The following is a 23,044-nucleotide window of genomic DNA, read 5'->3' on the forward strand; positions in this document are numbered from 1 at the left end:
GCGGGACCCCCCGAAGTCAGCCACCAAGGAGACCGAACCGTGAAGAGCGCCGTGGAGACCCTGAACCCGACCCGGGTTCGGCTCAGCATCGAGGTGCCCTTCGAGGAGCTCAAGGACAGCCTCGACGCGGCGTACAAGAAGATCAACCAGCAGGTCACGGTGAAGGGCTTCCGCAAGGGCAAGATCCCGGCCCGCGTCATCGACCAGCGGTTCGGCCGCGGTGCGGTTCTGGAGGAGGCCGTCAACGACGCCCTCCCGAAGTTCTACACCGAGGCGGTCAACGAGGGTGAGCTGAACGTTCTCGGCCAGCCCGACGTCGACATCACCGAGCTGAAGGACGGCGAGCTGCTCTCCTTCACCGCCGAGGTGGACGTGCGCCCCGAGATCGAGATCCCGGACTACTCCGGTATCGAGGTCACCGTGGACGCCCTCGAGGTCTCCGACGAGGACATCGAGAAGGCCGTGGAGCAGCTCCGTGAGCGCTTCGCCTCCACCAACCCGGTCGAGCGCGCCGCCGCCGAGGGCGACGTCGTGACGATCGACCTGCAGGCCAAGGTCGAGGGCGAGGTCCTGGAGGACGGCGTGGCCGACGGTGTCTCGTACACCATCGGTTCCGGCGAGCTCCTCGACGGCATCGACGAGGCCGTCAAGGGCCTGGAGGCCGGTGGCGAGACCACCTTCACCTCCGAGCTGAAGGGCGGCTCGGCCGAGGGCAAGGAAGCGGAGGTCACCGTCAAGGTCACCGCCGTCGCCGCCCGCGAACTGCCCGAGCTGGACGACGAGTTCGCCCAGATGGCGAGCGAGTTCGACACGCTGGAGGAGCTGCGCGCCGACAGCCGCAAGCGTCTGGAGAACACCAAGCAGTACGACCAGGCCACCCAGGCCCAGGAGCGCGTCCTCGAGGAGCTGCTGAAGCTCGCCGAGGTCCCGATCCCGGAGAAGCTGCTCGCGGACGAGATCAACACCCGCAAGCACAACCTGGAGCACCACCAGCTCGGCCAGATGGGCCTCGACCTGGCGAAGTTCCTGGAGATCCAGGGCAAGACCGTCGAGGAGTTCGAGGCCGAGACCTCGGAGCAGGCCGTCAAGGGCATCAAGACCCAGTTCCTGCTGGACGAGATCGTCAACAAGGAGAAGCTGAACGTCAACCAGGAGGAGCTCACCGAGCACCTCATGCGGCGCGCTGCTTCCTCCGGCATGAGCCCCGACCAGTTCGCCCAGGCCGTCGTCGAGGGTGGCCAGGTGCCGATGCTCGTCGGCGAGGTCGCCCGCGGCAAGGCGCTCGCGCTGGTCGTCGAGGCCGCGAAGGTCACCGACACCAACGGTGAGATCGTCGACCTGGAAGACGACGAGGAGGAGACGGCCGAGGCCGCCACCGCCGACTCCGACGAGGCTGCCGCCGAGGAGAAGCCGGAGGCCTGAGCCTCCCCCTGATCCGCACGACGGGCCCCGGACGCCGCACGCTGTCCGGGGCCCGTCGTCGTACCGCGGCCGGGACGACGACGGGCCGGCAGCTCCCCCGGAGCGCCCTCACGGACCCCCCGGCCGTCCGGCCCCCGCCGGGGGCCCGTAGGCTCCCGCACGAGGGTCCGCGGGCCGCTCCGGCGCGTCCGCGACGAACCCTCAGAACCCTTGTGCGCACTGCGTACCTTGCGCTCCCAGCGAACAGTTGTGGAAGCGGGATGGTCTTGTTCAACCTGCGCGTTAGGGTCCATGAAGAGGAAGGGTCGGGGAGTCCCGGCCCACCCGGTACGAAGACGCTGAGACGGCCGGAGCCGTCAGAGACGAGCAGGTGGATACGTGACGAATCTGATGCCCTACGCCGCCGGAGAGCCGTCCCTCGGTGGTGGCCTCGGCGACCAGGTCTACAGCCGACTGCTCGGCGAGCGCATCATCTTCCTCGGTCAGCAGGTCGACGATGACATCGCCAACAAGATCACCGCACAGCTGCTGCTCCTTGCCGCCGACCCGGACAAGGACATCTACCTCTACATCAACAGCCCCGGTGGCTCCGTGACGGCCGGCATGGCCGTCTACGACACCATGCAGTACATCCCGAACGACGTCGTCACCATCGGCATGGGCATGGCGGCCTCGATGGGCCAGTTCCTGCTCACCGGCGGCGCCGCGGGCAAGCGCTTCGCGCTCCCCAACACCGACATCCTCATGCACCAGGGTTCGGCCGGCATCGGCGGTACCGCCTCGGACATCAAGATCCAGGCCGAGTACCTGCTCCGCACCAAGACGCGGATGGCGGAGATCACCGCCCGCCACTCCGGCCAGACCGTGGAGACGATCATCCGCGACGGCGACCGCGACCGCTGGTACACCGCGGAGGAGGCCAAGGAGTACGGCCTCATCGACGAGATCATCACGTTCGCGTCGGGCATCCCGGGCGGCGGCGGCACCGGCGCCTGATCCGGCTCACGCCGGACGGCCCCGCTTCCGCACACACCTCTCGTACGCCAAGAACGTGCGCCGAGAAACCAGCCCACAGAACGCCACCAGGATGGTGAACACCCACATGAACAACTTCCCCGGCGCCTCCGCGAGCGGCCTCTACACCGGCCCGCAGGTGGACAACCGCTACATCGTGCCGCGCTTCGTGGAGCGCACCTCGCAGGGCGTGCGCGAGTACGACCCGTACGCGAAGCTCTTCGAGGAGCGCATCATCTTCCTCGGCGTGCAGATCGACGACGCCTCGGCCAACGACGTCATGGCGCAGCTGATGTGCCTGGAGTCGATGGACCCGGACCGCGACATCTCGATCTACATCAACAGCCCCGGCGGCTCGTTCACCGCGCTCACCGCGATCTACGACACGATGCAGTTCGTGAAGCCGGACATCCAGACGGTCTGCATGGGCCAGGCCGCCTCCGCCGCCGCCGTCCTGCTGGCCGCCGGCACCCCCGGCAAGCGCATGGCGCTGCCGCACGCGCGGGTGCTCATCCACCAGCCGTCCTCGCAGACCGGCCGTGAGCAGCTCTCCGACCTGGAGATCGCCGCCAACGAGATCCTGCGCATGCGCACCCAGCTCGAACAGATGCTGGCCAAGCACTCGACGACGCCGCTGGAGAAGATCAGCGAGGACATCGAGCGCGACAAGATCCTTACCGCCGAGGAAGCTCTGGCGTACGGTCTGGTGGACCAGATCGTCTCCACCCGCAAGACCTCGGCCGGAGCCGCGGTCTGACGTCGGTCTTTTCCCCTTGGCACGCACATCCGACCGGTCTCCGGCCGTGTGAACCGTGCCAAGGGGGGCCCGAACGGGGGGCCAGGCAAGGTACCGTCGAAGAGAGGCACCAGGAGTCGCTGAACCAGGCGTCTCCCAGGCGAAGGGGAAGCACCTCGTGGCACGCATCGGTGATGGCGGCGACCTGCTCAAGTGCTCGTTCTGCGGAAAGAGCCAGAAGCAGGTGAAGAAGCTCATCGCGGGACCCGGTGTGTACATCTGCGACGAGTGCATCGATCTCTGCAACGAGATCATCGAGGAGGAGCTCGCCGAGACCTCGGAAGTGCGCTGGGAAGAACTTCCCAAGCCGCGCGAGATCTACGAGTTCCTGGAGGGGTACGTCGTCGGGCAGGAGCCCGCGAAGAAGGCCCTCTCCGTCGCGGTGTACAACCACTACAAGCGGGTCCAGGCCGGGGAGAACGGCGGTGGCTCGGGTCGCGACGACGCGATCGAGCTGGCCAAGTCGAACATCCTCCTGCTGGGCCCCACGGGCTCCGGCAAGACGCTGCTGGCGCAGACGCTGGCCCGCATGCTCAACGTCCCGTTCGCCATCGCCGACGCGACGGCGTTGACGGAGGCCGGCTATGTCGGCGAGGACGTCGAGAACATCCTGCTCAAGCTGATCCAGGCGGCCGACTACGACGTCAAGAAGGCCGAGACCGGGATCATCTACATCGACGAGATCGACAAGGTCGCCCGCAAGAGCGAGAACCCGTCGATCACGCGAGACGTCTCGGGCGAGGGCGTGCAGCAGGCGCTGCTGAAGATCCTGGAAGGCACCACCGCCTCGGTGCCGCCGCAGGGCGGCCGCAAGCACCCGCACCAGGAGTTCATCCAGATCGACACGACGAACGTCCTGTTCATCGTGGGCGGCGCCTTCTCCGGGCTGGAGAAGATCATCGAGTCCCGGTCCGGCGCCAAGGGCATCGGCTTCGGTGCGACGATCCGGTCCAAGCTGGAGATCCAGGCGAGCGACCAGTTCCAGGAGGTCATGCCGGAGGACCTGGTCAAGTTCGGCATGATCCCCGAGTTCATCGGCCGCCTCCCCGTCCTCACCTCGGTCCACAACCTGGACCGCGAGGCGCTGCTCCAGATCCTCATCGAGCCGCGCAACGCCCTGGTGAAGCAGTACCAGCGGCTGTTCGAACTCGACGGCGTGGAGCTCGACTTCGAGCGCGAGGCGCTGGAGGCCATCGCCGACCAGGCGATCCTGCGGCAGACCGGAGCCCGCGGCCTGCGCGCCATCATGGAGGAAGTCCTCCAGTCCGTGATGTACGAGGTCCCGTCCCGCAAGGACGTGGCCCGTGTGGTCATCACCCCGGACGTGGTCCGCAACAACGTGAACCCCACGCTGGTCCCGCGCGAGCCCCGCGCGATCGGCAAGAACGACGGCGGCCGGCACGAGAAGTCCGCGTAACTCCCGCCCGCAGCAACGCCCGAGGGGCCCGTCCGCACAGCATGTGCGAGCGGGCCCCTCGGGCGTCGTGCGGACCGGGTCTCTCCGTGCGGCCCGGAACTCTCCGATGCGATCAGATCTTGGTGCGGCCGGTGTTGTAGAGCTTCGCCGCGAGGGCCGCCGCCTCGTCCTGGCTCATCGGCTTGTTGGTCATGGCGCCGCCGACGTCGAAGCCGATGACGATGCCCACCGTGCTGTAGTCGGCCCAGACGCAGACCGGCATGGTCATTTCCTTGGGGCCGTTCGCGGCGGTGCCGTCGGCCTTGTCGTTGATCATCTTGGCGTTCTGGCACTTCATCAGGGCGCCCTTGAAACCGGCCGGCTTGACCTCCTCGGGACTGCCGACCAGCGACCCCCCGTTCGAGCTGCCGAGCTCCGCCTTCTTCGCGGCGCTCGCGAACGACGCGTCGATGACCTTCGCGGGATCGGCGATCTCGCCCCAGCTGCCCTCCAGGAGGAGCATCTTCGTGGTGAGCGGGTTCTTCTCCAGGTCGCCGCTCACGTACGTGGTGCTGACCTGGCTGGGGTTCTTGATGCCGATGGCCTCGGCGTCGCTCTTGTCCTTGCCGGTCATCGGGGCGCCCGGCTTGGCGTCCGTGGTGTCCTGTTCGTAGTCGTCCACCGAGGCCGGCGGCGTGATCTTGTACCCCTTGGTGGAGTCCGCGACGTCGCTGTTGGACCCCGAGGTCAGCAGGTAGGCGCCGCCCGCGACGACGGCCAGCACCACGACGACGGCCGTCACGATCAGGCCGGTCCGCTTCTTCTTGGGCTGTTCGAACGGGGGCACCCCCGGCTGCCCGGGGACGCCAGGCCCGCCGTACGGGGGAGCGGGCGGCTGCTGGCCGTACGGGCCCGGCTGCTGGCCGTACGGTCCGGGCTGCTGGCCGTACGGTCCGGGCTGCTGGCCGTACGGTCCGGGCTGCTGGCCGTACGGACCGGGCTGCTGGCCGTACGGACCGGCTTGCTGGCCCTGCGGGTAGCCGTAGCCCTGCGCGGGCGGAGCCGGGGGCTGCTGCGGCGGGACACCCTGGGGAGCCTGCTGGGGGTAGCCGTAGCCGGGCTGTGCGCCCTGCGGCGGCTGCTGTTGTCCGTACGGGTTCGGCTGCTGCCCGCACGGTCCGGGCTGATGGCCGTACGGCCCCGGCTGGTCGTTGCTCATGACGCTGTCCCCTCCAGAATGCTTATGCGTTCCGAACATCCTGGCGGACGCGGCTCCGGAGCAGGACACCCGCAGGCACACCGTTACGGAACAAACCCGTTTCGGGGCACGACGGTGACAGCCCTAAACTGTCCCCGTGACCGAGAACTCAACGCACGCGACCGCCAGCAACCCCGAACTGCCGACCCAGTACGCGCCGGCCGAGGTAGAGGGGAAGCTGTACGAGCGCTGGGTGGAGCGCGGTTACTTCACGGCGGACGCCACGAGCGAGAAGCCCCCGTACACCATCGTCATCCCGCCGCCGAACGTCACCGGCGCCCTCCACCTCGGCCACGCCTTCCAGGTCACGCTGATGGACGCGCTGACCCGGCGCAAGCGGATGCAGGGCTTCGAGACCCTCTGGCTGCCCGGCATGGACCACGCCGGCATCGCCACCCAGAACAAGGTCGAGCAGCAGCTCGGCGAAGAGGGCAAGTCGCGCCACGACATCGGCCGCGAGGCGTTCACCGAGCGCGTCTGGCAGTGGAAGGAAGAGTACGGCGGCCGCATCCTCGGCCAGCTCCGCCGCCTGGGCGCCGGTCTCGACTGGTCGCGCGAGCGGTTCACCATGGACGAGGGCCTCTCCCGTGCCGTCCAGACGATCTTCAAGCGGCTCTACGACGACGAGCTGATCTACCGCGCCGAACGCATCATCAACTGGTGCCCGCGCTGTCTGACGGCCATCTCGGACATCGAGGTCGACTACCAGGACGACGACGGCGAGCTCGTCTCCCTGAAGTACGGCGAGGGCGACGAGACCCTCGTCGTGGCCACCACCCGGGTCGAGACGATGCTCGGCGACACCGCCGTCGCCGTCCACCCCGACGACGAGCGCTACGCCCACCTCATCGGCAAGCGCGTCAAACTCCCGCTCACCGACCGCACCATCCCGGTCGTCGCGGACACCCACGTCGACCCCGGGTTCGGCACCGGCGCGGTCAAGGTGACCCCGGCGCACGACCCGAACGACTTCGCCATCGGCCAGCGCCACGGCCTGGAGTCGCTCACGGTCATGGACGAGCGCGGTGTCATCACCGTGCCCGGCCCCTTCCAGGGCCTCGACCGCTTCGAGGCGCGCTCCGCCATCGTCGCCGCCCTGCGCGAGCAGGGCCGCGTCGTCGCCGAGAAGCGCCCGTACGTCCACTCCGTCGGCCACTGCTCCCGGTGCAAGACGACCATCGAGCCGCGGCTCTCCCTCCAGTGGTGGGTCAAGGTCGAGACGCTCGCCGGGGCCGCCGGCGACGCGGTCCGCGACGACCGGGTCACGCTGCACCCCAAGGAGATGGAGAAGCGGTACTTCGACTGGGTCGACAACCTCAACGACTGGTGCATCTCGCGCCAGCTCTGGTGGGGCCACCGCATCCCCGTCTGGTACGGCCCCGAGGGCCAGGTCGTCTGCCTCGGCCCCGACGACGAGGCGCCCACCGGCGAGGGCTGGACGCAGGACGAGGACGTCCTCGACACCTGGTTCTCCTCCGGTCTGTGGCCGTTCTCCACGCTCGGCTGGCCGGAGCGGACCCCGGACCTCGAGAAGTTCTATCCGACCGACGTCCTGCTCACCGGCCACGACATCATCTTCTTCTGGGTCGTCCGGATGATGATGTTCGGCCTCTACGCCATGGACGGCGAGATCCCGTTCAAGACCGTCGCCCTCACCGGCCTGGTCCGCGACGAGTTCGGCAAGAAGATGTCGAAGTCGAACCCGAACGCCGTCGACCCGCTGACCTGGATGGACGCCTACGGCTCCGACGCCGTCCGCTTCACCCTGGCCAACGGTGCCAACCCCGGCGCCGACGTGCCGATCGGCGAGGACTGGGTCAAGGCGTCCCGCAACTTCGCCAACAAGATCTGGAACGCCACCCGCTTCGCCCTGATGAACGGCGCGACGGTCGACGGCCCGCTGCCGGACGCCGCCGCGATGACCGCCACCGACCGCTGGGTCCTGTCCCGCCTCAACAAGACCGTCGCCGAAGTCGACCGGTTCTACGAGGACTTCGAGTTCGCCAAGGTCTCCGACGCCCTCTACCACTTCGCGTGGGACGAGGTCTTCGACTGGTACGTCGAGCTGAGCAAGACCACGTTCTTCGCGGGCGGCGAGCAGGCCAAGGTCTCCGGCCGGGTCCTCGGCGAGGTCCTCGACGTCACGCTGCGGCTGCTCCACCCGATCGTGCCGTTCGTCACCGAGACGCTCTGGACCACCCTCACCGGTGGCGAGTCCGTCGTCGTCGCCGACTGGCCGAAGGACTCCGGCTTCCGCGACGAGGCCGCCGAGGCCGAGATCGAGCTGGTCCAGCAGGTCGTCACCGAAGTCCGCCGCTTCAAGGGCGACCAGGGCCTCAAGGCCGGCCAGAAGGTCCCGGCCCGGCTGACCCTCGACGGTACGGCGCTGGCCCCGCACGAGGCGGCCATCCGCCAGCTGCTCCGCCTCCAGCCGGCGGAGGAGGGCTTCCACGCCACCGCCACCCTGCCGGTGGCCGGTGCGCAGGTCGCCCTCGACCTCTCCGGGACCATCGACGTCGAGGCCGAGCGCAAGCGCCTCACGAAGGACCTGGGCGCCGCCGAGAAGGAGAAGGCCCAGGCCAACGCCAAGCTCGGCAACGAGGCCTTCCTCGCCAAGGCACCGGACGAGGTGGTCGGGAAGATCCACGCCCGGCTCGCCAAGGCGAACGCCGACATCGAGCGGATCACCGCCCAGCTGGCCGACCTGCCGCAGGGCTGACGGCCCGGACGAGGTCCCGCACCCCGTACGACCCGGGTGCGGGGCTTCGCCGTACACCAGCGGTCCGGCCCCCGGTACGGGCGCTGCGCGCGATGTCCGCGGCGATCCGTAGACTGGGCCCCGTGAGTGAGCCCCGCCCTTCAGACCGGCACGACGCGTCAGAGTCCGACGACACCTTCTCGGAGATCGTGGACGAAGCAACCCAGCGCGACCCCGACCTGGCGGTGATCGAGGCCGGGAGCCGCACCCTGCGCACCCGGTCCGGGCCGCCCGTGTCCGACGCGCCCCCGGCCACGCCCGAGGACCCCGAGACCGCCGAGGCGCTGCGCGCCGTGGAGCAGGAGCTGGCCGGGCGCTGGGGTGAGACCAAACTCGAACCCTCCGTCACCCGGATCGCCGCCCTGATGGACGTGCTCGGCGAGCCCCAGCGCGCGTACCCCTCGGTCCACATCACCGGGACGAACGGCAAGACCAGCACGGCCCGCATGATCGAGGCCCTGTTCAACGCCTTCGACCTGCGCACCGGCCGCTACACCTCGCCGCACGTCCAGTCGATCACCGAGCGGATCAGCCTGGACGGTTCCCCGATCGCCCCCGAGCGGTTCGTGGAGACGTACCAGGACGTCAAGCCGTACGTCGAGATGGTCGACGCCCAGCAGCCGTACCGCCTCTCCTTCTTCGAGGTGCTGACGGGCATGGCGTACGCGGCCTTCGCCGACGCGCCGGTCGACGTCGCCGTGGTCGAGGTCGGCATGGGCGGCACCTGGGACGCCACCAACGTGATCGACGCAGGCGTCGCGGTCGTCACCCCGATCTCGCTCGACCACACCGACCGGCTCGGCAACACGCCCGCCGAGATCGCCGGGGAGAAGTCCGGGATCATCAAGCAGGGCGCGACGGTCGTGCTGGCCCAGCAGCCGGTGGACGCCGCGCAGGTGATGCTCAAGAAGGCCGTCGAGGCCGACGCGACGGTGGCCCGCGAGGGCATGGAGTTCGGCGTCGTCTCCCGGGAGATCGCGGTCGGCGGCCAGCTGCTGACCCTGCGCGGACTCGGCGGCCCGGCCGCCGAGTACACCGACATCTTTCTCCCGCTGTACGGCGCCCACCAGGCGCACAACGCGGCGGTGGCGCTCGCCGCGGTGGAGGCGTTCTTCGGCATCGGCGGCGAGCAGACCCGCTCGCTCGACATCGACGCGATCCGCACCGCCTTCGCCTCGGTCCGCTCGCCGGGCCGTCTGGAGGTCGTCCGCTCCAGCCCGACCGTCGTCCTGGACGCCGCCCACAACCCGGCCGGCGCCGCGGCCACCGCCGAGGGCATCTCCGAGGCCTTCAGCTTCTCCCGGCTCATCGGGGTCGTCGGCGCCAGCGACGACAAGGACGTGCGCGGGCTCCTCGAAGCCTTCGAGCCGATCTTCGCCGAGATCGTCGTCACCCAGAACTCCAGCGCCCGGGCGATGGACGCCGACGCCCTGGCCGCCGTCGCGGTCGAGGTCTTCGGCGACGACCGCGTCCAGGTGGAGCCCCGCCTCGACGACGCGCTGGAGGCGGCGATCACCCTCGCCGAGGAAGAGGACGAATACGCGGGCGCCGGCGTGCTGGTGACCGGTTCCGTGATCACGGTCGGCGAGGCCCGGCTGCTCCTGGGAAGGGGCTGACCCCCTGTGCGTACCCTCTGCGCGTCGACACTGATCGGCGAGTTCTTCGTGATCGGCTTCGCCGGGCTCGTCGCGATGAAGTCCAACGACCTGACCGCGGCGACCGTCTGGACCGTGTGCGGCATCGGCATGCTGCTCTCCGTGCTGCTCTGCGGCATGCTCACCCGCCCCGGTGGTGTCGCACTGGGCTGGGCGCTCCAGATCGCGCTCGTGGTGAGCGGCTTCTTCGTCCCGGTGATGTACATCCTCGGTGTCGCCTTCGCCGCCCTGTGGTGGGCGTCGGTGCACTACGGCCGGAAGATCGACGAGGCGAAGGCCCGCTGGGCGGCCCTGGAGGCCGACGCGGCCCCGGCCGCCAACTGACCCTTCACTCAGCCCCGAGCTTGACGCAGCGTAACCCCCGCTCGTCGGGGTCCGGGCCTGCCCCTGTAATCTCGCTCTCCCGCACCCCGCCACCCTCAAGGAGCCGCACGACATGACCCAGCGCACCCTCGTTCTCCTCAAGCCGGACGCGGTCCGGCGTGGGCTGATCGGTGAGATCGTCGGCCGCATCGAGCGCAAGGCGGGCTGGCGGATCACCGCCCTGGAGATGCGTACGCTCGACGGGGACACGCTGGAAGCCCACTACGGCGAGCACAAGGGCCGCCCGTTCTACGAGCCGCTCGTGGAGTTCATGGCCTCCGGCCCCGTCGTGGCCCTGGTCGCCGAGGGCGAGCGGGTCATCGAAGGTGTCCGCGCCCTGGCCGGCCCGACCGACCCGATCGCCGCCGCGCCCGGTTCCGTCCGCGGCGACTTCGGGACGATCACCCGGGAGAACCTCATCCACGCCTCGGACTCCGAGGAGTCCGCGCAGCGGGAACTGAAGCTGTTCTTTCCGGGTCTGTCCTGACGGTCGATCGGCCAAACAGCGCTGGTGACCCTGGGCGACCGAAGTAATTCGGTCGCCCTTCGGTATACGTACACCGTTCGCGGGAACGCATCCCACCGACGTAACGTCACCATGGGTGGGACGGGTAGTCGTTCCACCCGGTAAGGCGAATGACCCTCGCGCCGCGTGCGTGCACCCGGCACTACGATGGAAGCTTCCACACCCGCAGCGCGCCGGATTCGCCGAGCAGAACCAGCCATCATGCTTTCTCGGGAAGGCACCGCCGCATCCTCATGGGGAACAAGGGGAACTCAATGTCGTTCATCGGTCGTGACATGGCTATCGACCTCGGGACTGCCAACACGCTGGTGTACGTCAGGGGGCGCGGCATCGTCCTCAACGAGCCGTCCGTCGTGGCCATCAACACCAACACCGGCGGCATTCTCGCGGTCGGCTCCGAGGCCAAGAAAATGATCGGCCGTACGCCGGGCAACATCGTTGCCGTGCGGCCGCTGAAGGACGGCGTCATCGCCGACTTCGAGATCACCGAGCGGATGCTCCGCTACTTCATTCTCAAGATCCACAAGCGCCGCTACCTGGCCCGCCCGCGCGTCGTCGTCTGCGTGCCCTCCGGTATCACCGGGGTCGAGCGCCGCGCCGTCATCGAGGCGTCGACGCAGGCCGGTGCCCGCCAGGTGCACATCATCGAGGAGCCCATGGCGGCGGCCATCGGTTCCGGCCTCCCCGTCCACGAGGCCACCGGCAACATGGTCGTCGACATCGGCGGCGGCACCACCGAGGTCGCGGTGATCTCCCTCGGCGGAATCGTCACTGCCCAGTCGATCCGGGTCGCCGGGGACGAACTGGACAACGCGATCATCCAGCACATCAAGAAGGAGTACTCCCTCCTCCTCGGTGAGCGCACCGCCGAACAGATCAAGATCACGATCGGTTCCGCGTACGACATGGACAAGGACGAGCACACCGAGATCCGCGGCCGGGACCTCGTCTCCGGACTGCCCAAGACGGTCGTCATCTCGGCCGCCGAGGTGCGCAAGGCCATCGAGGAGCCGGTCAACGCGATCGTCGACGCCGTGAAGACGACGCTCGACAAGTGCCCGCCCGAGCTCTCCGGCGACGTGATGGACCGCGGCATCGTCCTCACCGGCGGCGGCGCGCTGCTGCGCGGGCTGGACGAGCGGCTGCGCCGCGAGACGGGCATGCCGATCCACATCGCCGAGGACCCGCTGGACTCGGTGGCGCTCGGATCGGGCAAGTGCGTCGAGGAGTTCGAGGCGCTCCAGCAGGTCCTGGACGCGCAGCCCCGCCGCTGAGCGGTGCGGCCGACAGGCCCCTGACACACCTTCGGTCTGCCGTGCGGGCGCTGCCGCCCCGTACGGCAGATCGTTGATATACAGGCACGAACATTCCTACGAGGAAGGCACGGCCGCCGCACGTGAGGGACACACGAGAGAGCCGGCTGCTCCTGGTGCTGCTGATCGTCATCGCGTTCGCACTGATCACGGTGGACATCCGCGGCGGCGAGGACTCGCCGGTGGACGGCGCCCGGCAGGCCGCCGCGACGGCCTTCGGGCCCGTCGAGAACGGCGTGGCGGCGGCGGTGGACCCGGTGGGCAACGCCATCGGCGCCGTCCGGGACTCCGGGGACCGGCACGACAAGATCGCTGCCCTGGAGAAGGAGAACGCCGAGCTCAAGACGGAGCTCGGCAGCGACGCCCGCACCAACAGCCGGGTCCGCCAGCTCGACGCGATCCTCAAGAACGCGAACGCCGGCCAGTACGGCATCAAGGGCGCCCAGGTCATCGCCATAGGAGCGGCCCAGGGCTTCTCCTGGACGATCACCATCGACGCCGGCTCCAAGGACGGCATCGCCCGCGACATGACCGTGCTCAACGGTGAAGGACTCGTCGGCCGGGTCACCACCGTCGGCCCGAACACCGCGACCGTACTCCTCGCCAACGACCCGGACTTCACCGTCGGCACCCGGATGGAGAAGACCGACGAACTCGGCTTCGCCACCGGCCAGGGCGCCAGCCCGCTCTCGGTGCAGTTCCTCAACGGCAAGGCCAAGGTGGCCAAGGGCGACCGGCTCGTCACCTTCGGGTCCAGCAAGGGCAAGCCGTTCGTGCCCGGCGTCCCGGTCGGTGAGGTCGTCCGCGTCGACCCGTCCAACGGCGATCTCACCCGGACCGTCTACGTCAAGCCGTTCGTCGGCTTCACCAAGCTCGACATCGTCGGCATCGTCGTGCAGGCCCCCCGCACGGACCCGCGCGACGCGGTCCTGCCGAAGAAGGCCGCCAAGCCGGCCAAGCCGAAGCCCACCCCGACCGTCACCGTGACCGTCCAGCCCAACGGCGACCTCGTCGACGGCAGCGGCAAGGTCGTCGGCAACATCCACCAGACGCCCGGCGCGACCGCCTCGGGCGAGGCGGCGGCCGGAGCCACCGACGTCGCCGCGCTCCCCGACGCGAACACCGACGCAGACACCGATGCCGCCGCCGACCCCGACGGCCAGGCAGACGACCAGGAGTAGGGCTGAACCCCATGCGCTTGAACCGGACGCTGCTCTCCGTCGCCCTCGTCGTGGTCGCCCTCGTGGTCCAGGTATCCGTGCTCGCACGGCTCCAGCTCCCCGGAGCCGTCCCCGACCTGCTGCTGCTCACCGTCCTCGGACTCGCCTTCGTGTACGGGCACGTCAGCGGCGCCCTGATCGGGTTCGGCGCGGGCATCCTCGCCGACCTGGCCCCGCCCGCCGACCACGCCGCCGGGCGCTACGCCCTGGTGCTCTGCGTCATCGGCTACCTCGCGGGGCTGTTCCGGCCGGAGAACGGGCAGCTCAAGTCGGCTTTCGGCCCCATGGCGTTCGTCGTCGTGGCTGCCGTCGGCACCACCCTGCTGTACGCGCTGGTGGGCGCGCTCGTCGGCGACACCGCGGCCCGGCACGTCGGCCTCACCAGCCTGGTGGCCACGGCCGCCGTCTACGACCTGCTGCTCGCGCCGTTCGTCGTACCGCTGATCATGGGCATCGCCAGACGTACCGAGAACGACCCGGTCTCCGAGTCGGCCGGCGGCGACGTCTCCGCCGGCTGGCTCTCCTCGGGCACCGGCCTGACGATCGGCAACCAGCGCGGCGGACTCCGCGTCAGGGCCGCCCGCAATCGCGCCGCGCGCGCGGGAAGGATCAAGGGAGTCAAGCGACTGTGAGGCCGGACCAGCACCCGAGCACCCTGTACGGGGGCGCACCGTGAGCAACATCCCCGAGACCGGCCGGACCCAGCGCGTCCAGATCCGCCTCGTCGTCATCCAGATCCTCGTCTTCTCCCTCCTGCTGACGCTCGGCGGCCGGCTCTGGTACCTCCAGATCCGCAACGGCCAGGAGTACACCGACGAGGCCAAGAACAACCACGTCCAGCAGGTCGTGCAGCCCGCCGTCCGGGGCGACATCCTCGACGCGCGCGGCGTACCGCTCGCCGACAACGAGACCCGCCTCGTCGTCTCCGCCAGCCGCACCGAGCTGCTGAAGATGGAGGACGACGGCGACGCCGTTCTCACCCGCCTCGCCGACGTCCTCGACATGAAGCCGACGGACGTGAAGGACAAGGTCAGGCTCTGCGACGCGAAGACCCCCCAGCCCTGCTGGAACGGCTCGCCCTACCAGCCGATCCCGGTCACCGACGAGGCCACCACCCAGCAGGCCCTCCAGATCCGCGAGCGCGCCGAGGACTTCCCCGGCATCACGGCCGAACCCACCGCCGTACGCCGGTACGCGGCCCCCGGCGGCGCCAACACCGCGCAGGTCCTCGGCTACCTCTCCCCGGTCACCGACGAGGAGATCACCAAGGCCCAGGACACCGAGTCGCCGTACCTCCGCTCCGACCAGGTCGGCCGCTCCGGCCTGGAGCGCACGTACGACAAGGAGCTGCGCGGCAAGGCCGGCGTCACCCGCTACGAGGTCGACAACCTCGGCCGGGTCATCGGGCAGGCCGCGAACGACCCGGCCGAGCCCGGATCGTCCGTCGTCACGTCGATAGACGCACGCGTGCAGTCCGTCGCCGAGTACGAGCTCGACAAGGCGATGAAGACGGCCCGCAAGGAGTTCGACAAGAACACCAACGAGAACTACAAGGCCGACTCCGGGGCCGTCGTCGTGATGGAGGCGAAGACCGGCCGGGTCGTGGCGATGGCCTCGCTGCCGGACTACGACCCCAACGCCTGGGTCGGCGGTATCTCCGCCAAGGACTACACGAAGCTCACCACCAAGAAGTCCAACTACCCGCTGCTGAACCGCGCGATCCAGGGCCAGGCGGCCCCCGGCTCCATCTTCAAGGTCGTCTCCTCCACGGCGGCGGTCAACGCCGGGTACCCGTTCGACGGCAACTACCCGTGCCCCAGCTCGTACTCCATCGGCGGCCAGACCTTCAAGAACTTCGAATCCCAGGGGTACGGCTCCATCACCATCGGCCGCGCCCTGGAGGTCTCCTGCGACACCGTCTACTACGGCATCGCGCACAAGGAGTGGCTGAAGGACGGCGGTACCTCGCCGAAGAAGAACCCCGGCGACTGGTTCTACAAGACCGCGCACCAGTTCGGCCTCGGCAAGGAGACCGGCATCGACCTCCCCAACGAGGTCAGCGGCCGCGTCCCCGACCGCCAGTGGAAGGAGAACTTCTTCCAGGCCAACAAGGCCTTCTGGTGCAAGGACGGCAAGAAGGACGGCACGTACGCCCAGCAGATCGAGTACGAGAACTGCCGCGAGGGCGACAAGATGCGCGCCGGTGACTCCGTCAACTACTCGATCGGCCAGGGCGACACCCTCGTCACCCCGATCCAGATGGCCACCATCTACGCCGCGATCTCCAACGGCGGCACCCTCTACGACCCCACCGTCGGCAAGGCCATCGTCAGCGGCGACGGGAAGACGGTCCAGGAGATCAAGCCCGTCTCGCACGGCAAGCTGCCCTTCACCGGGACCACGCGCGACGACATAGACGAAGCCCTCGCGGGTGTCGCGACCCGGGGCAGCGCCGCCTGGCGGTTCGGCGGCTGGCCCCAGGACAAGATCCCGATGCACGCCAAGACGGGTACGGCCGAGGTCTACGGCAAGCAGACGACCTCGTGGTTCGCCACGTACACCAAGGACTACTCGATCGTCATGACGATCTCCCAGGGCGGTACCGGCTCCGGTGCCTCCGGCCCCGCCGTGCGCAACATCTACAACTCCCTCTACGGCCTCGACGCCGAAGGCAAGCAGGACCTCAAGAAGGCGCTGCTGCCCACGCCGCAGAAGACCCTGCCGAAGATCCAGCCCGACGGCACGATCAACGCTCCGAAGGTCAGGCCGTACGACCCCGACGCCAACAAGCCCCTCGGCGAAGGGCAGCAGGCGCTCGCCGCGACACTCGGGAGGCGGGACTGATGGCCGGTGGCTTCTCCGTCTCCGGGTACGGCCCCGAGCGGTCGTCCTGGGCCTGGCTCACCGCACGCGACTCCGTCGTTCGGCGGCTCGACTGGCCGCTGCTCGGCTCGGCGCTCGCGCTCTCCTTCATCGGGTCGATGCTCGTCTACTCCGCGACCCGGGGGCGCGACAGCCTCACCCACGGCGACCCGTACTACTTCCTCTTCCGCCACGCCCTCAACACCGGCATCGGCTTCGGCCTGATGATCGGCACGATCTGGCTCGGCCACCGCACCTTGCGCGGAGCCGTACCGATCCTCTACGCGTTCTCCGTCGTCCTGGTGCTGGCGGTCCTCAGCCCGCTCGGCGCCACGGTCAACGGCGCGCACGCGTGGATCATCATCGGCGGCGGATTCTCGCTCCAGCCCTCCGAGTTCACCAAGATCACCATCATCCTCGGCATGGCGATGCTGCTCGCCTCCCGCGTCGACGCCGGTGACCAGCTCCACCCCGACCACCGGACCGTCGCCAAGGCGCTCGGGGTCGCCGCGATCCCGATGGGCATCGTCATGCTCATGCCCGACCTGGGGTCGGTCATGGTGATGGCCTTCATCGTCCTCGGCGTCCTGCTCGCCTCCGGCGCCTCCAACCGCTGGGTCTTCGGACTCCTCGGCGCGGGCGCCCTCGGCGCCGTCTCGGTCTGGCAGCTGGGACTGCTGGACGACTACCAGATCGCCCGGTTCGCCGCCTTCGCCAACCCCGCCCTGGACCCGGCGGGCGTCGGCTACAACACCAACCAGGCACGCATCGCCATCGGTTCCGGCGGCCTCACCGGAACCGGGCTCTTCCACGGCACCCAGACCACCGGCCAGTTCGTCCCCGAGCAGCAGACCGACTTCGTCTTCACCGTCGCCGGCGAGGAGCTGGGCTTCGTGGGCGCCGGGCTGATCATCGTCCTGCTCGGCGTCGTCCTCTGGCGCGCCTGCCGCATCGCCCGGGAGACCACCGAGCTGTACGGCACGATCGTGGCCGCCGGGATCATCGCCTGGTTCGCCTTCCAGGCGTTCGAGAACATCGGGATGACCCTCGGCATCATGCCGGTCGCCGGTCTGCCGCTGCCCTTCGTCTCGTACGGAGGGTCGTCGATGTTCGCCGTCTGGGTGGCGATCGGGCTGCTCCAGTCGATCCGGGTGCAGCGGCCGATGACCGCCTGAGCATCTGCGCGGCACCCGTTCTCCCGGCCCGGTGGCAGCTGCCACCGGGCCGGAGTGCTGTCGGGGCCCGTTCGTACGGGACAACCCTTAGATTCGGAACATGGCCGACGTCACGCGCGAGATCGAACGGAAGTACGAAGCGGTTGCCGGCATCCGGCTGCCCGACCTCACCGGGGTGGCCGGAACGGCCGCGTCCGTGCCCCGTGGGGTCGTGGAACTCGACGCCGTCTACTACGACACCGAGGACTTCCGGCTGGCGGCGGGCTCCGTCACCCTGCGCCGCAGGACCGGCGGCGACGACGAGGGCTGGCACGTGAAGTTCCCCGTCGTCCCCGGCGTACGCGACGAGATCCGCGCGCCGCTCTCCGACACCCTGCCCGACGCGCTCGCCGGACTGATCCGCTCCCGGGTCCGCGGCCGGCCCGTGGTCCCGGTCGTCCGGCTGCTCTCCTCGCGCGAGGTCCACCACCTCGCCGACGCCGGGGGCCGGCTGCTCGCCGAGCTGAGCGTCGACACGGTCCTCGCCGAGCGGCTCACCGTGGACGGCGCCGGAGCCACCGCCGGGTGGACCGAGATCGAGGTCGAGCTGGCCGACGACGGCGACCCCGCCTTCCTGGACGCGGTGGAGGAGCGGTTCGCCGGTGCGGGCGTACATGCCTCGGCCTTCGCCTCCAAGGTGGGCCGGGCGCTCGCCGGGACGGCACCGGGGAAGCAGACCGGGTCCGGGACACGGGCGGGCGGGGAGCCAGGCACCGCGGGCGAGCAGGTCCTCGCCCACGTACGCCGTCAGGCCGAGGCGATCGTCACCCTCGACCCGGCGGTCCGCCGCGACCTGCCCGACGCGGTGCACCGGATGCGGGTCGCCACCCGACGGCTGCGCAGCGCCTTCAAGACGTACCGGAAGGTCCTCGACCGGGCCGTCACCGACCAGCTGGGCGCCGAGCTGAAGTGGCTCGCCTCCGAACTGGGTACCGGCCGGGACCACGAGGTCCTGGAGGCGCGGCTGTCGGGCCGCGTCGACGGGGTGGAACCCACCCTCCTGCTGGGGCCGGTGCGGGGCAGGCTGGAGCGGTGGGGGGCGGCGGAACGCGCCGACGCCCGCCGCCGGATCCTCGCGGCGCTCGACAGCGAGCGGTACCTCGCGCTGCTCGACAGCCTCGACGCGCTGCTCGCCGGCCCGCCCCTGCTGCCCGCGGCCGGCGAGGACGCCGCGACGCTCGCCCGTGCGGTGCTGAAGGACCACCACCGGCTCGCCGCCCGGGTCCACCATGCCCTGGACCTGCCGCCGGGCCACGACCGCGACCTCGCGATGCACGAGGCCCGCAAGGCGGCCAAGCGCACCCGGTACGCGGCCGAGGCCGCGCGCCCCGCCCTCGGCAAGCCCGCCAAGCGGCTCGGCAAACGGGTCAAGGCCGTGCAGAGCCTGCTCGGTGACCACCAGGACGGCGTGGTCGCCCGCGACACCCTGCGCTCCATGGCCGTGCACGCCCACGGAGCCGGCGAGTCCGCTTTCACCTGGGGGCTTCTGTACGGCCGCGAGGAAGCAGCGGCGGCCCGGCTGGAGGACGAACTGCCGCGGGTCTGGGCCCGCGCGTCCGGGGCGCGGCTGCGGGCGGCGCTGAAGAGCTGAGCGGCGGGGTACGCTGGATGGTCACCCCTGCCAGCTCACGAAGGTTCGCGAGATGTCTGCCGAGTCGGTCTTCCCACAGCTCGAAGCTCTGCTCCCGCATGTGCAGAAGCCCATCCAGTACGTCGGCGGTGAGCTGAACTCCACCGTCAAGCCGTGGGACGAATGCGACGTCCGCTGGGCGCTCATGTACCCCGACGCGTACGAGGTCGGTCTGCCCAATCAGGGCGTCATGATCCTCTACGAGGTGCTCAACGAGCGCGAAGGGGTCCTCGCCGAGCGCACGTACAGCGTCTGGCCGGACCTCGAAGAGCTGATGCGCGAGCACAAGGTGCCCCAGTTCACCGTGGACAGCCACCGGCCCGTCGGCGCGTTCGACGTCTTCGGGCTGAGCTTCTCCACCGAGCTCGGTTACACCAACATGCTCACCGCCCTGGACCTCGCGGGCATCCCGCTGGAGTCCAAGGACCGCACGACGGACGACCCGATCGTGCTCGCGGGCGGCCACGCCGCGTTCAACCCCGAGCCCATCGCCGACTTCATCGACTGCGCGGTCATCGGCGACGGTGAGCAGGCGGTCCTGGAGATCACCGAGATCATCCGCGCCTGGAAGGCCGAGGGACGGCCCGGCGGCCGGGACGAGGTGCTGTTCCGCCTCGCCCGTACCGGCGGCGTCTACGTCCCGCGCTTCTACGACGTCGAGTACCTCCCGGACGGCCGCATCGCCCGTGTCGTGCCCAACAAGTCGGGCGTGCCGTGGCGTGTGTCCAAGCACACGGTCATGGACCTCGACGAGTGGCCCTACCCGAAGCAGCCGCTGGTCCCGCTCGCCGAGACCGTCCACGAGCGGATGTCCGTCGAGATCTTCCGCGGCTGCACCCGCGGCTGCCGTTTCTGCCAGGCCGGCATGATCACGCGCCCCGTGCGGGAGCGAAGCATCACCGGCATCGGCGAGATGGTCGACCGCGGCCTGAAGGCCACCGGCTTCGAGGAGGTCGGCCTGCTCTCGCTCTCCTCCGCCGACCACAGCGAGATCGGCGAGATCGCCAAGGGCCTCGCCGACCGGTACACCGAGGACAAGATCGGCCTCTCGCTGCCGTCCACCCGCGTCGACGCGTTCAACGTGGACCTCGCCAACGAACTGACCCGCAACGGCCGCCGGTCCGGTCTCACCTTCGCCCCCGAGGGCGGCTCCGAGCGCATGCGCAAGGTCATCAACAAAATGGTCTCGGAGGAGGACCTGATCCGCACGGTCGCCACCGCGTACGGCAACGGCTGGCGCCAGGTGAAGCTGTACTTCATGTGCGGCCTGCCCACCGAGACCGACGAGGACGTCCTCCAGATCGGCGACATGGCCGTCAACGTCATCGCCAAGGGCCGCGAGGTGTCCGGCCAGAACGACATCCGCTGCACCGTCTCCATCGGCGGCTTCGTCCCCAAGCCGCACACGCCGTTCCAGTGGGCGCCGCAGCTGAGCGCCGAGGAGACCGACGCGCGGCTCGCCAAGCTCCGCGACAAGATCCGCGGCGACAAGAAGTACGGCCGGTCCATCGGCTTCCGCTACCACGACGGCAAGCCCGGCATCGTCGAAGGCCTGCTCTCGCGCGGTGACCGCCGCGTCGGCTCGGTCATCCGCGCGGTGTACGAGGACGGCGGGCGGTTCGACGGCTGGCGCGAGCACTTCAGCTACGACCGCTGGATGGCCTGCGCCGACAAGACGCTCCCCGGCTTCGGCCTGGACGTCGACTGGTACACCACCCGCGAGCGCACCTACGAGGAGGTCCTGCCCTGGGACCACCTCGACTCCGGCCTGGACAAGGACTGGCTCTGGGAGGACTGGCAGGACTCGCTCGACGAGACCGAGGTGGAGGACTGCCGCTGGACCCCCTGCTTCGACTGCGGCGTCTGCCCGCAGCTCGACCTGGACATCCAGATCGGCCCCACCGGCAAGAAGCTGCTGCCGCTCACCGTGGTGAAGTGACCGGCGCGCCGGTCGGCGTACCGAGCGTGTGACAAAGGCCCGTCCCGGGGATCTCGGCGGTTTCCAGGGGCGGGCCTTCCGCATGATGGGCCCCATGGAGAGCGAACAGGCGCCCACGCGGCATACCGGCCCCCGGGGTGCCGGGGCAGCGGCCCGGGAACGGCCGGCACCGGGTGCCGGCGGGGTACGGGTCCGGCGACGGCTGCGTGGTCGACATCGTCCCGTTCCCGGTCCGGATCGTCGCGGTGATCGTCGTGCTCCCGGTGCGCGTCGTCCGGGACCTGCTCGTACTCATGTCACGGGCCTTGGACCGGGTGGTGCTGCGGCTGCTGGGCCGAGGCGCCGCCCGGGTGTGGCGCTGCTTGGTGGTTCTCCCGGTCGTCTGGGCGTGGCGCCACCCGGTCGTTCTCCCGGTCGTCCGGGCGTGGACGTACCTGCCGGCGGACCCTCTGCACCCCGGTCGGGCACGCCGTGCGCGACTGGGTGCGGAAGTCCGCCCGTGTCGTCGCCGCGGCGACCGGACATGCCCTGCGCGTCACGCTGCGCACGGCACGCGACGCCGTCCGCCAGGCCCGCCGCGACGTAGGGCACGCGTTCACCGGCCGACCGGCGAACCCGGAGGTCGGCGGACTCAGGAGGGTTACTGCGCGTACTCTGGGTGAGGAGCACCATGCGACACCCGTGCACGGCGTGGCGCCCGCACCCGAGATCTCCCCGCCCGGCGGAACCACAGGCCGGAGGGGGTGAGCCGGAGCGGGTTCCCCGTGACGACCTGTACTTCGTGGGCGGCGCGCCACCGCGCCCGCCCCGCACCGAGGAGAAGAACCACTGGGCAAGCGACAGCCCGAAGGCCCGCCGCCCGCACCGGCGGTGCAGCGCATCCGACTGCGCTACACCAAGCGCGGCCGCCTCCGGTTCACCAGCCACCGCGACTTCCAGCGTGCCTTCGAGCGGGCCCTGCGCCGCTCCGAGGTCCCCATGGCCTACTCGGCGGGCTTCACCCCGCACCCCAAGGTCTCGTACGCCAACGCGGCCCCGACCGGCACCGGCAGTGAGGCCGAGTTCCTGGAGATCGCGCTCACCGAGCACCGCGACCCGAAGGTCCTGCAGGACCTGCTCAACGAATCCCTGCCGGACGGCCTCGACATCACCGACGCCGTGGAAGCCCGGACCTCCGGGCTCGCCGACCGGCTGACCGCCTCCGTCTGGGAGATGCGTCTGGACGGCGTCACCGTCCAGGACGCCGAACAGGCCGTGGCCGCCTTCCTCGCCGCCGAAACGGTCGAGGTCCAGCGCCGGGCGAAGAACGGTATGCGTACCTTCGACGCCCGCGAGGCCGTGGTCGGTCTGCAGGCCCTCGATCCACGGGCCGATGGGTCCGTGGACACCGCCTGTGCGATACTGCGCCTGGTAGTGCGGCACATGACACCCGCCGTACGACCCGACGACGTCCTGTCCGGTCTCCGAGCTGTGGCCGACCTGGCGCCGCCGGTCCCCGTAGCGGTGACCAGGCTGGCGCAGGGGCTCTTCGACGAGGAGTCCGGCACGGTGACCGACCCGCTCGCGCCCGACCGCGACGCACCCCCGGCCGTCCCCACGGCGGCCCCCGGGAGTGTCGCGACGGCGCCTGAAGGTTCGGGTTCCGCGTAAGGCGGTCGTTGTAGCGCGGCCCCCGGGA

The 23,044-nt window shown here is 69.9% G+C and carries 17 protein-coding genes; 16 read left to right on the top strand and 1 reads right to left on the bottom strand.

Going from position 1 to position 23,044, the window contains the following annotated elements:
* Nucleotides 1-39: 39 nt before the first annotated feature.
* The 4 genes from tig to clpX all read left to right on the top strand — a co-directional run bounded on the left by tig (nucleotide 40) and on the right by clpX (nucleotide 4,649).
* Nucleotides 40-1,422, top strand: a complete 1,383-nt coding sequence (gene tig / locus ACFZAX_RS19845) for a trigger factor (RefSeq protein ID WP_390963100.1) — start codon at nucleotides 40-42, stop codon at nucleotides 1,420-1,422.
* A gap of 390 nt (nucleotides 1,423-1,812) precedes the next feature.
* The gene (locus ACFZAX_RS19850; protein WP_030077754.1) at nucleotides 1,813-2,418 is read left to right on the top strand and encodes an ATP-dependent Clp protease proteolytic subunit; all 606 of its coding nucleotides are present in this window, start codon (nucleotides 1,813-1,815) and stop codon (nucleotides 2,416-2,418) included.
* A gap of 91 nt (nucleotides 2,419-2,509) precedes the next feature.
* On the top strand, nucleotides 2,510-3,193 hold the full coding sequence (locus ACFZAX_RS19855) for an ATP-dependent Clp protease proteolytic subunit (protein ID WP_390963309.1): 684 nt from the start codon (nucleotides 2,510-2,512) through the stop codon (nucleotides 3,191-3,193).
* A 157-nt stretch (nucleotides 3,194-3,350) separates the two neighbouring features.
* Entirely contained in the window at nucleotides 3,351-4,649 is a 1,299-nt protein-coding gene (clpX, locus tag ACFZAX_RS19860; RefSeq protein ID WP_327175817.1) for an ATP-dependent Clp protease ATP-binding subunit ClpX, read from the top strand.
* A 112-nt stretch (nucleotides 4,650-4,761) separates the two neighbouring features.
* Here clpX and ACFZAX_RS19865 read toward each other — a convergent pair whose 3' ends face one another.
* Nucleotides 4,762-5,847, bottom strand: coding sequence for a hypothetical protein (locus ACFZAX_RS19865; protein WP_390963101.1), 1,086 nt, complete (start codon nucleotides 5,845-5,847; stop codon nucleotides 4,762-4,764).
* Between the two features lie 136 nt (nucleotides 5,848-5,983).
* Between ACFZAX_RS19865 and ACFZAX_RS19870 the strand changes: the two genes are divergently transcribed.
* From ACFZAX_RS19870 to ACFZAX_RS19925, 12 genes are all read left to right on the top strand, one after another.
* Complete coding sequence (locus ACFZAX_RS19870) at nucleotides 5,984-8,605, top strand: valine--tRNA ligase (RefSeq protein WP_390963102.1); 2,622 nt, start codon at nucleotides 5,984-5,986, stop codon at nucleotides 8,603-8,605.
* Between the two features lie 122 nt (nucleotides 8,606-8,727).
* Entirely contained in the window at nucleotides 8,728-10,260 is a 1,533-nt protein-coding gene (locus ACFZAX_RS19875; protein ID WP_390963103.1) for a glutamate ligase domain-containing protein, read from the top strand.
* Nucleotides 10,261-10,266: 6 nt separating this feature from the next.
* Complete coding sequence (locus ACFZAX_RS19880) at nucleotides 10,267-10,623, top strand: DUF4233 domain-containing protein (RefSeq protein ID WP_390963104.1); 357 nt, start codon at nucleotides 10,267-10,269, stop codon at nucleotides 10,621-10,623.
* A 112-nt stretch (nucleotides 10,624-10,735) separates the two neighbouring features.
* Nucleotides 10,736-11,149, top strand: a complete 414-nt coding sequence (ndk, locus tag ACFZAX_RS19885; RefSeq protein ID WP_390963105.1) for a nucleoside-diphosphate kinase — start codon at nucleotides 10,736-10,738, stop codon at nucleotides 11,147-11,149.
* 293 nt (nucleotides 11,150-11,442) lie between these two features.
* The gene (locus ACFZAX_RS19890) at nucleotides 11,443-12,462 is read left to right on the top strand and encodes a rod shape-determining protein (RefSeq protein ID WP_124268240.1); all 1,020 of its coding nucleotides are present in this window, start codon (nucleotides 11,443-11,445) and stop codon (nucleotides 12,460-12,462) included.
* Nucleotides 12,463-12,584: 122 nt separating this feature from the next.
* Nucleotides 12,585-13,682: a rod shape-determining protein MreC gene (gene mreC / locus ACFZAX_RS19895; protein ID WP_390963106.1), complete on the top strand. Its 1,098-nt coding sequence runs from the start codon at nucleotides 12,585-12,587 to the stop codon at nucleotides 13,680-13,682.
* Between the two features lie 11 nt (nucleotides 13,683-13,693).
* Nucleotides 13,694-14,353, top strand: a complete 660-nt coding sequence (gene mreD, locus ACFZAX_RS19900) for a rod shape-determining protein MreD (RefSeq protein ID WP_390963107.1) — start codon at nucleotides 13,694-13,696, stop codon at nucleotides 14,351-14,353.
* A gap of 40 nt (nucleotides 14,354-14,393) precedes the next feature.
* Complete coding sequence (gene mrdA / locus ACFZAX_RS19905; protein WP_390963108.1) at nucleotides 14,394-16,565, top strand: penicillin-binding protein 2; 2,172 nt, start codon at nucleotides 14,394-14,396, stop codon at nucleotides 16,563-16,565.
* The gene (gene rodA / locus ACFZAX_RS19910; protein ID WP_390963109.1) at nucleotides 16,565-17,758 is read left to right on the top strand and encodes a rod shape-determining protein RodA; all 1,194 of its coding nucleotides are present in this window, start codon (nucleotides 16,565-16,567) and stop codon (nucleotides 17,756-17,758) included. Before mrdA ends, rodA begins: the two co-directional genes overlap by 1 nt.
* A gap of 100 nt (nucleotides 17,759-17,858) precedes the next feature.
* A complete protein-coding gene (locus tag ACFZAX_RS19915; protein WP_390963111.1) occupies nucleotides 17,859-19,388 on the top strand; it encodes a CHAD domain-containing protein in 1,530 nt (509 codons plus the stop codon).
* A gap of 52 nt (nucleotides 19,389-19,440) precedes the next feature.
* Nucleotides 19,441-21,366 carry a TIGR03960 family B12-binding radical SAM protein gene (locus ACFZAX_RS19920; RefSeq protein ID WP_390963112.1) on the top strand — a complete coding sequence of 642 codons (1,926 nt, stop codon included), beginning with the start codon at nucleotides 19,441-19,443 and terminating at the stop codon, nucleotides 21,364-21,366.
* An 870-nt stretch (nucleotides 21,367-22,236) separates the two neighbouring features.
* Complete coding sequence (locus ACFZAX_RS19925) at nucleotides 22,237-23,016, top strand: TIGR03936 family radical SAM-associated protein (RefSeq protein WP_390963113.1); 780 nt, start codon at nucleotides 22,237-22,239, stop codon at nucleotides 23,014-23,016.
* The last annotated feature ends 28 nt before the right edge of the window (nucleotides 23,017-23,044 follow it).

Origin of the sequence: Streptomyces sp. NPDC008125 (assembly GCF_042957125.1) — a bacterium.
Taxonomy (GTDB): Bacteria; Actinomycetota; Actinomycetes; order Streptomycetales; family Streptomycetaceae; genus Streptomyces.

Bases quoted from the DNA above. Each gene is read 5' to 3' on its own strand.
- ACFZAX_RS19850 (WP_030077754.1), top strand. From the start codon at position 1,813: ATGCCCTACGCCGCCGGAGAGCCGTCCCTCGGTGGTGGCCTCGGCGAC.
- ACFZAX_RS19855 (WP_390963309.1), top strand. From the start codon at position 2,510: ATGGTGAACACCCACATGAACAACTTCCCCGGCGCCTCCGCGAGCGGC.
- ACFZAX_RS19865 (WP_390963101.1), bottom strand. From the start codon at position 5,847: ATGAGCAACGACCAGCCGGGGCCGTACGGCCATCAGCCCGGACCGTGC.
- ndk (WP_390963105.1), top strand. From the start codon at position 10,736: ATGACCCAGCGCACCCTCGTTCTCCTCAAGCCGGACGCGGTCCGGCGT.
- ACFZAX_RS19890 (WP_124268240.1), top strand. From the start codon at position 11,443: ATGTCGTTCATCGGTCGTGACATGGCTATCGACCTCGGGACTGCCAAC.
- mreD (WP_390963107.1), top strand. From the start codon at position 13,694: ATGCGCTTGAACCGGACGCTGCTCTCCGTCGCCCTCGTCGTGGTCGCC.
- rodA (WP_390963109.1), top strand. From the start codon at position 16,565: ATGGCCGGTGGCTTCTCCGTCTCCGGGTACGGCCCCGAGCGGTCGTCC.
- ACFZAX_RS19915 (WP_390963111.1), top strand. From the start codon at position 17,859: ATGGCCGACGTCACGCGCGAGATCGAACGGAAGTACGAAGCGGTTGCC.
- ACFZAX_RS19920 (WP_390963112.1), top strand. From the start codon at position 19,441: ATGTCTGCCGAGTCGGTCTTCCCACAGCTCGAAGCTCTGCTCCCGCAT.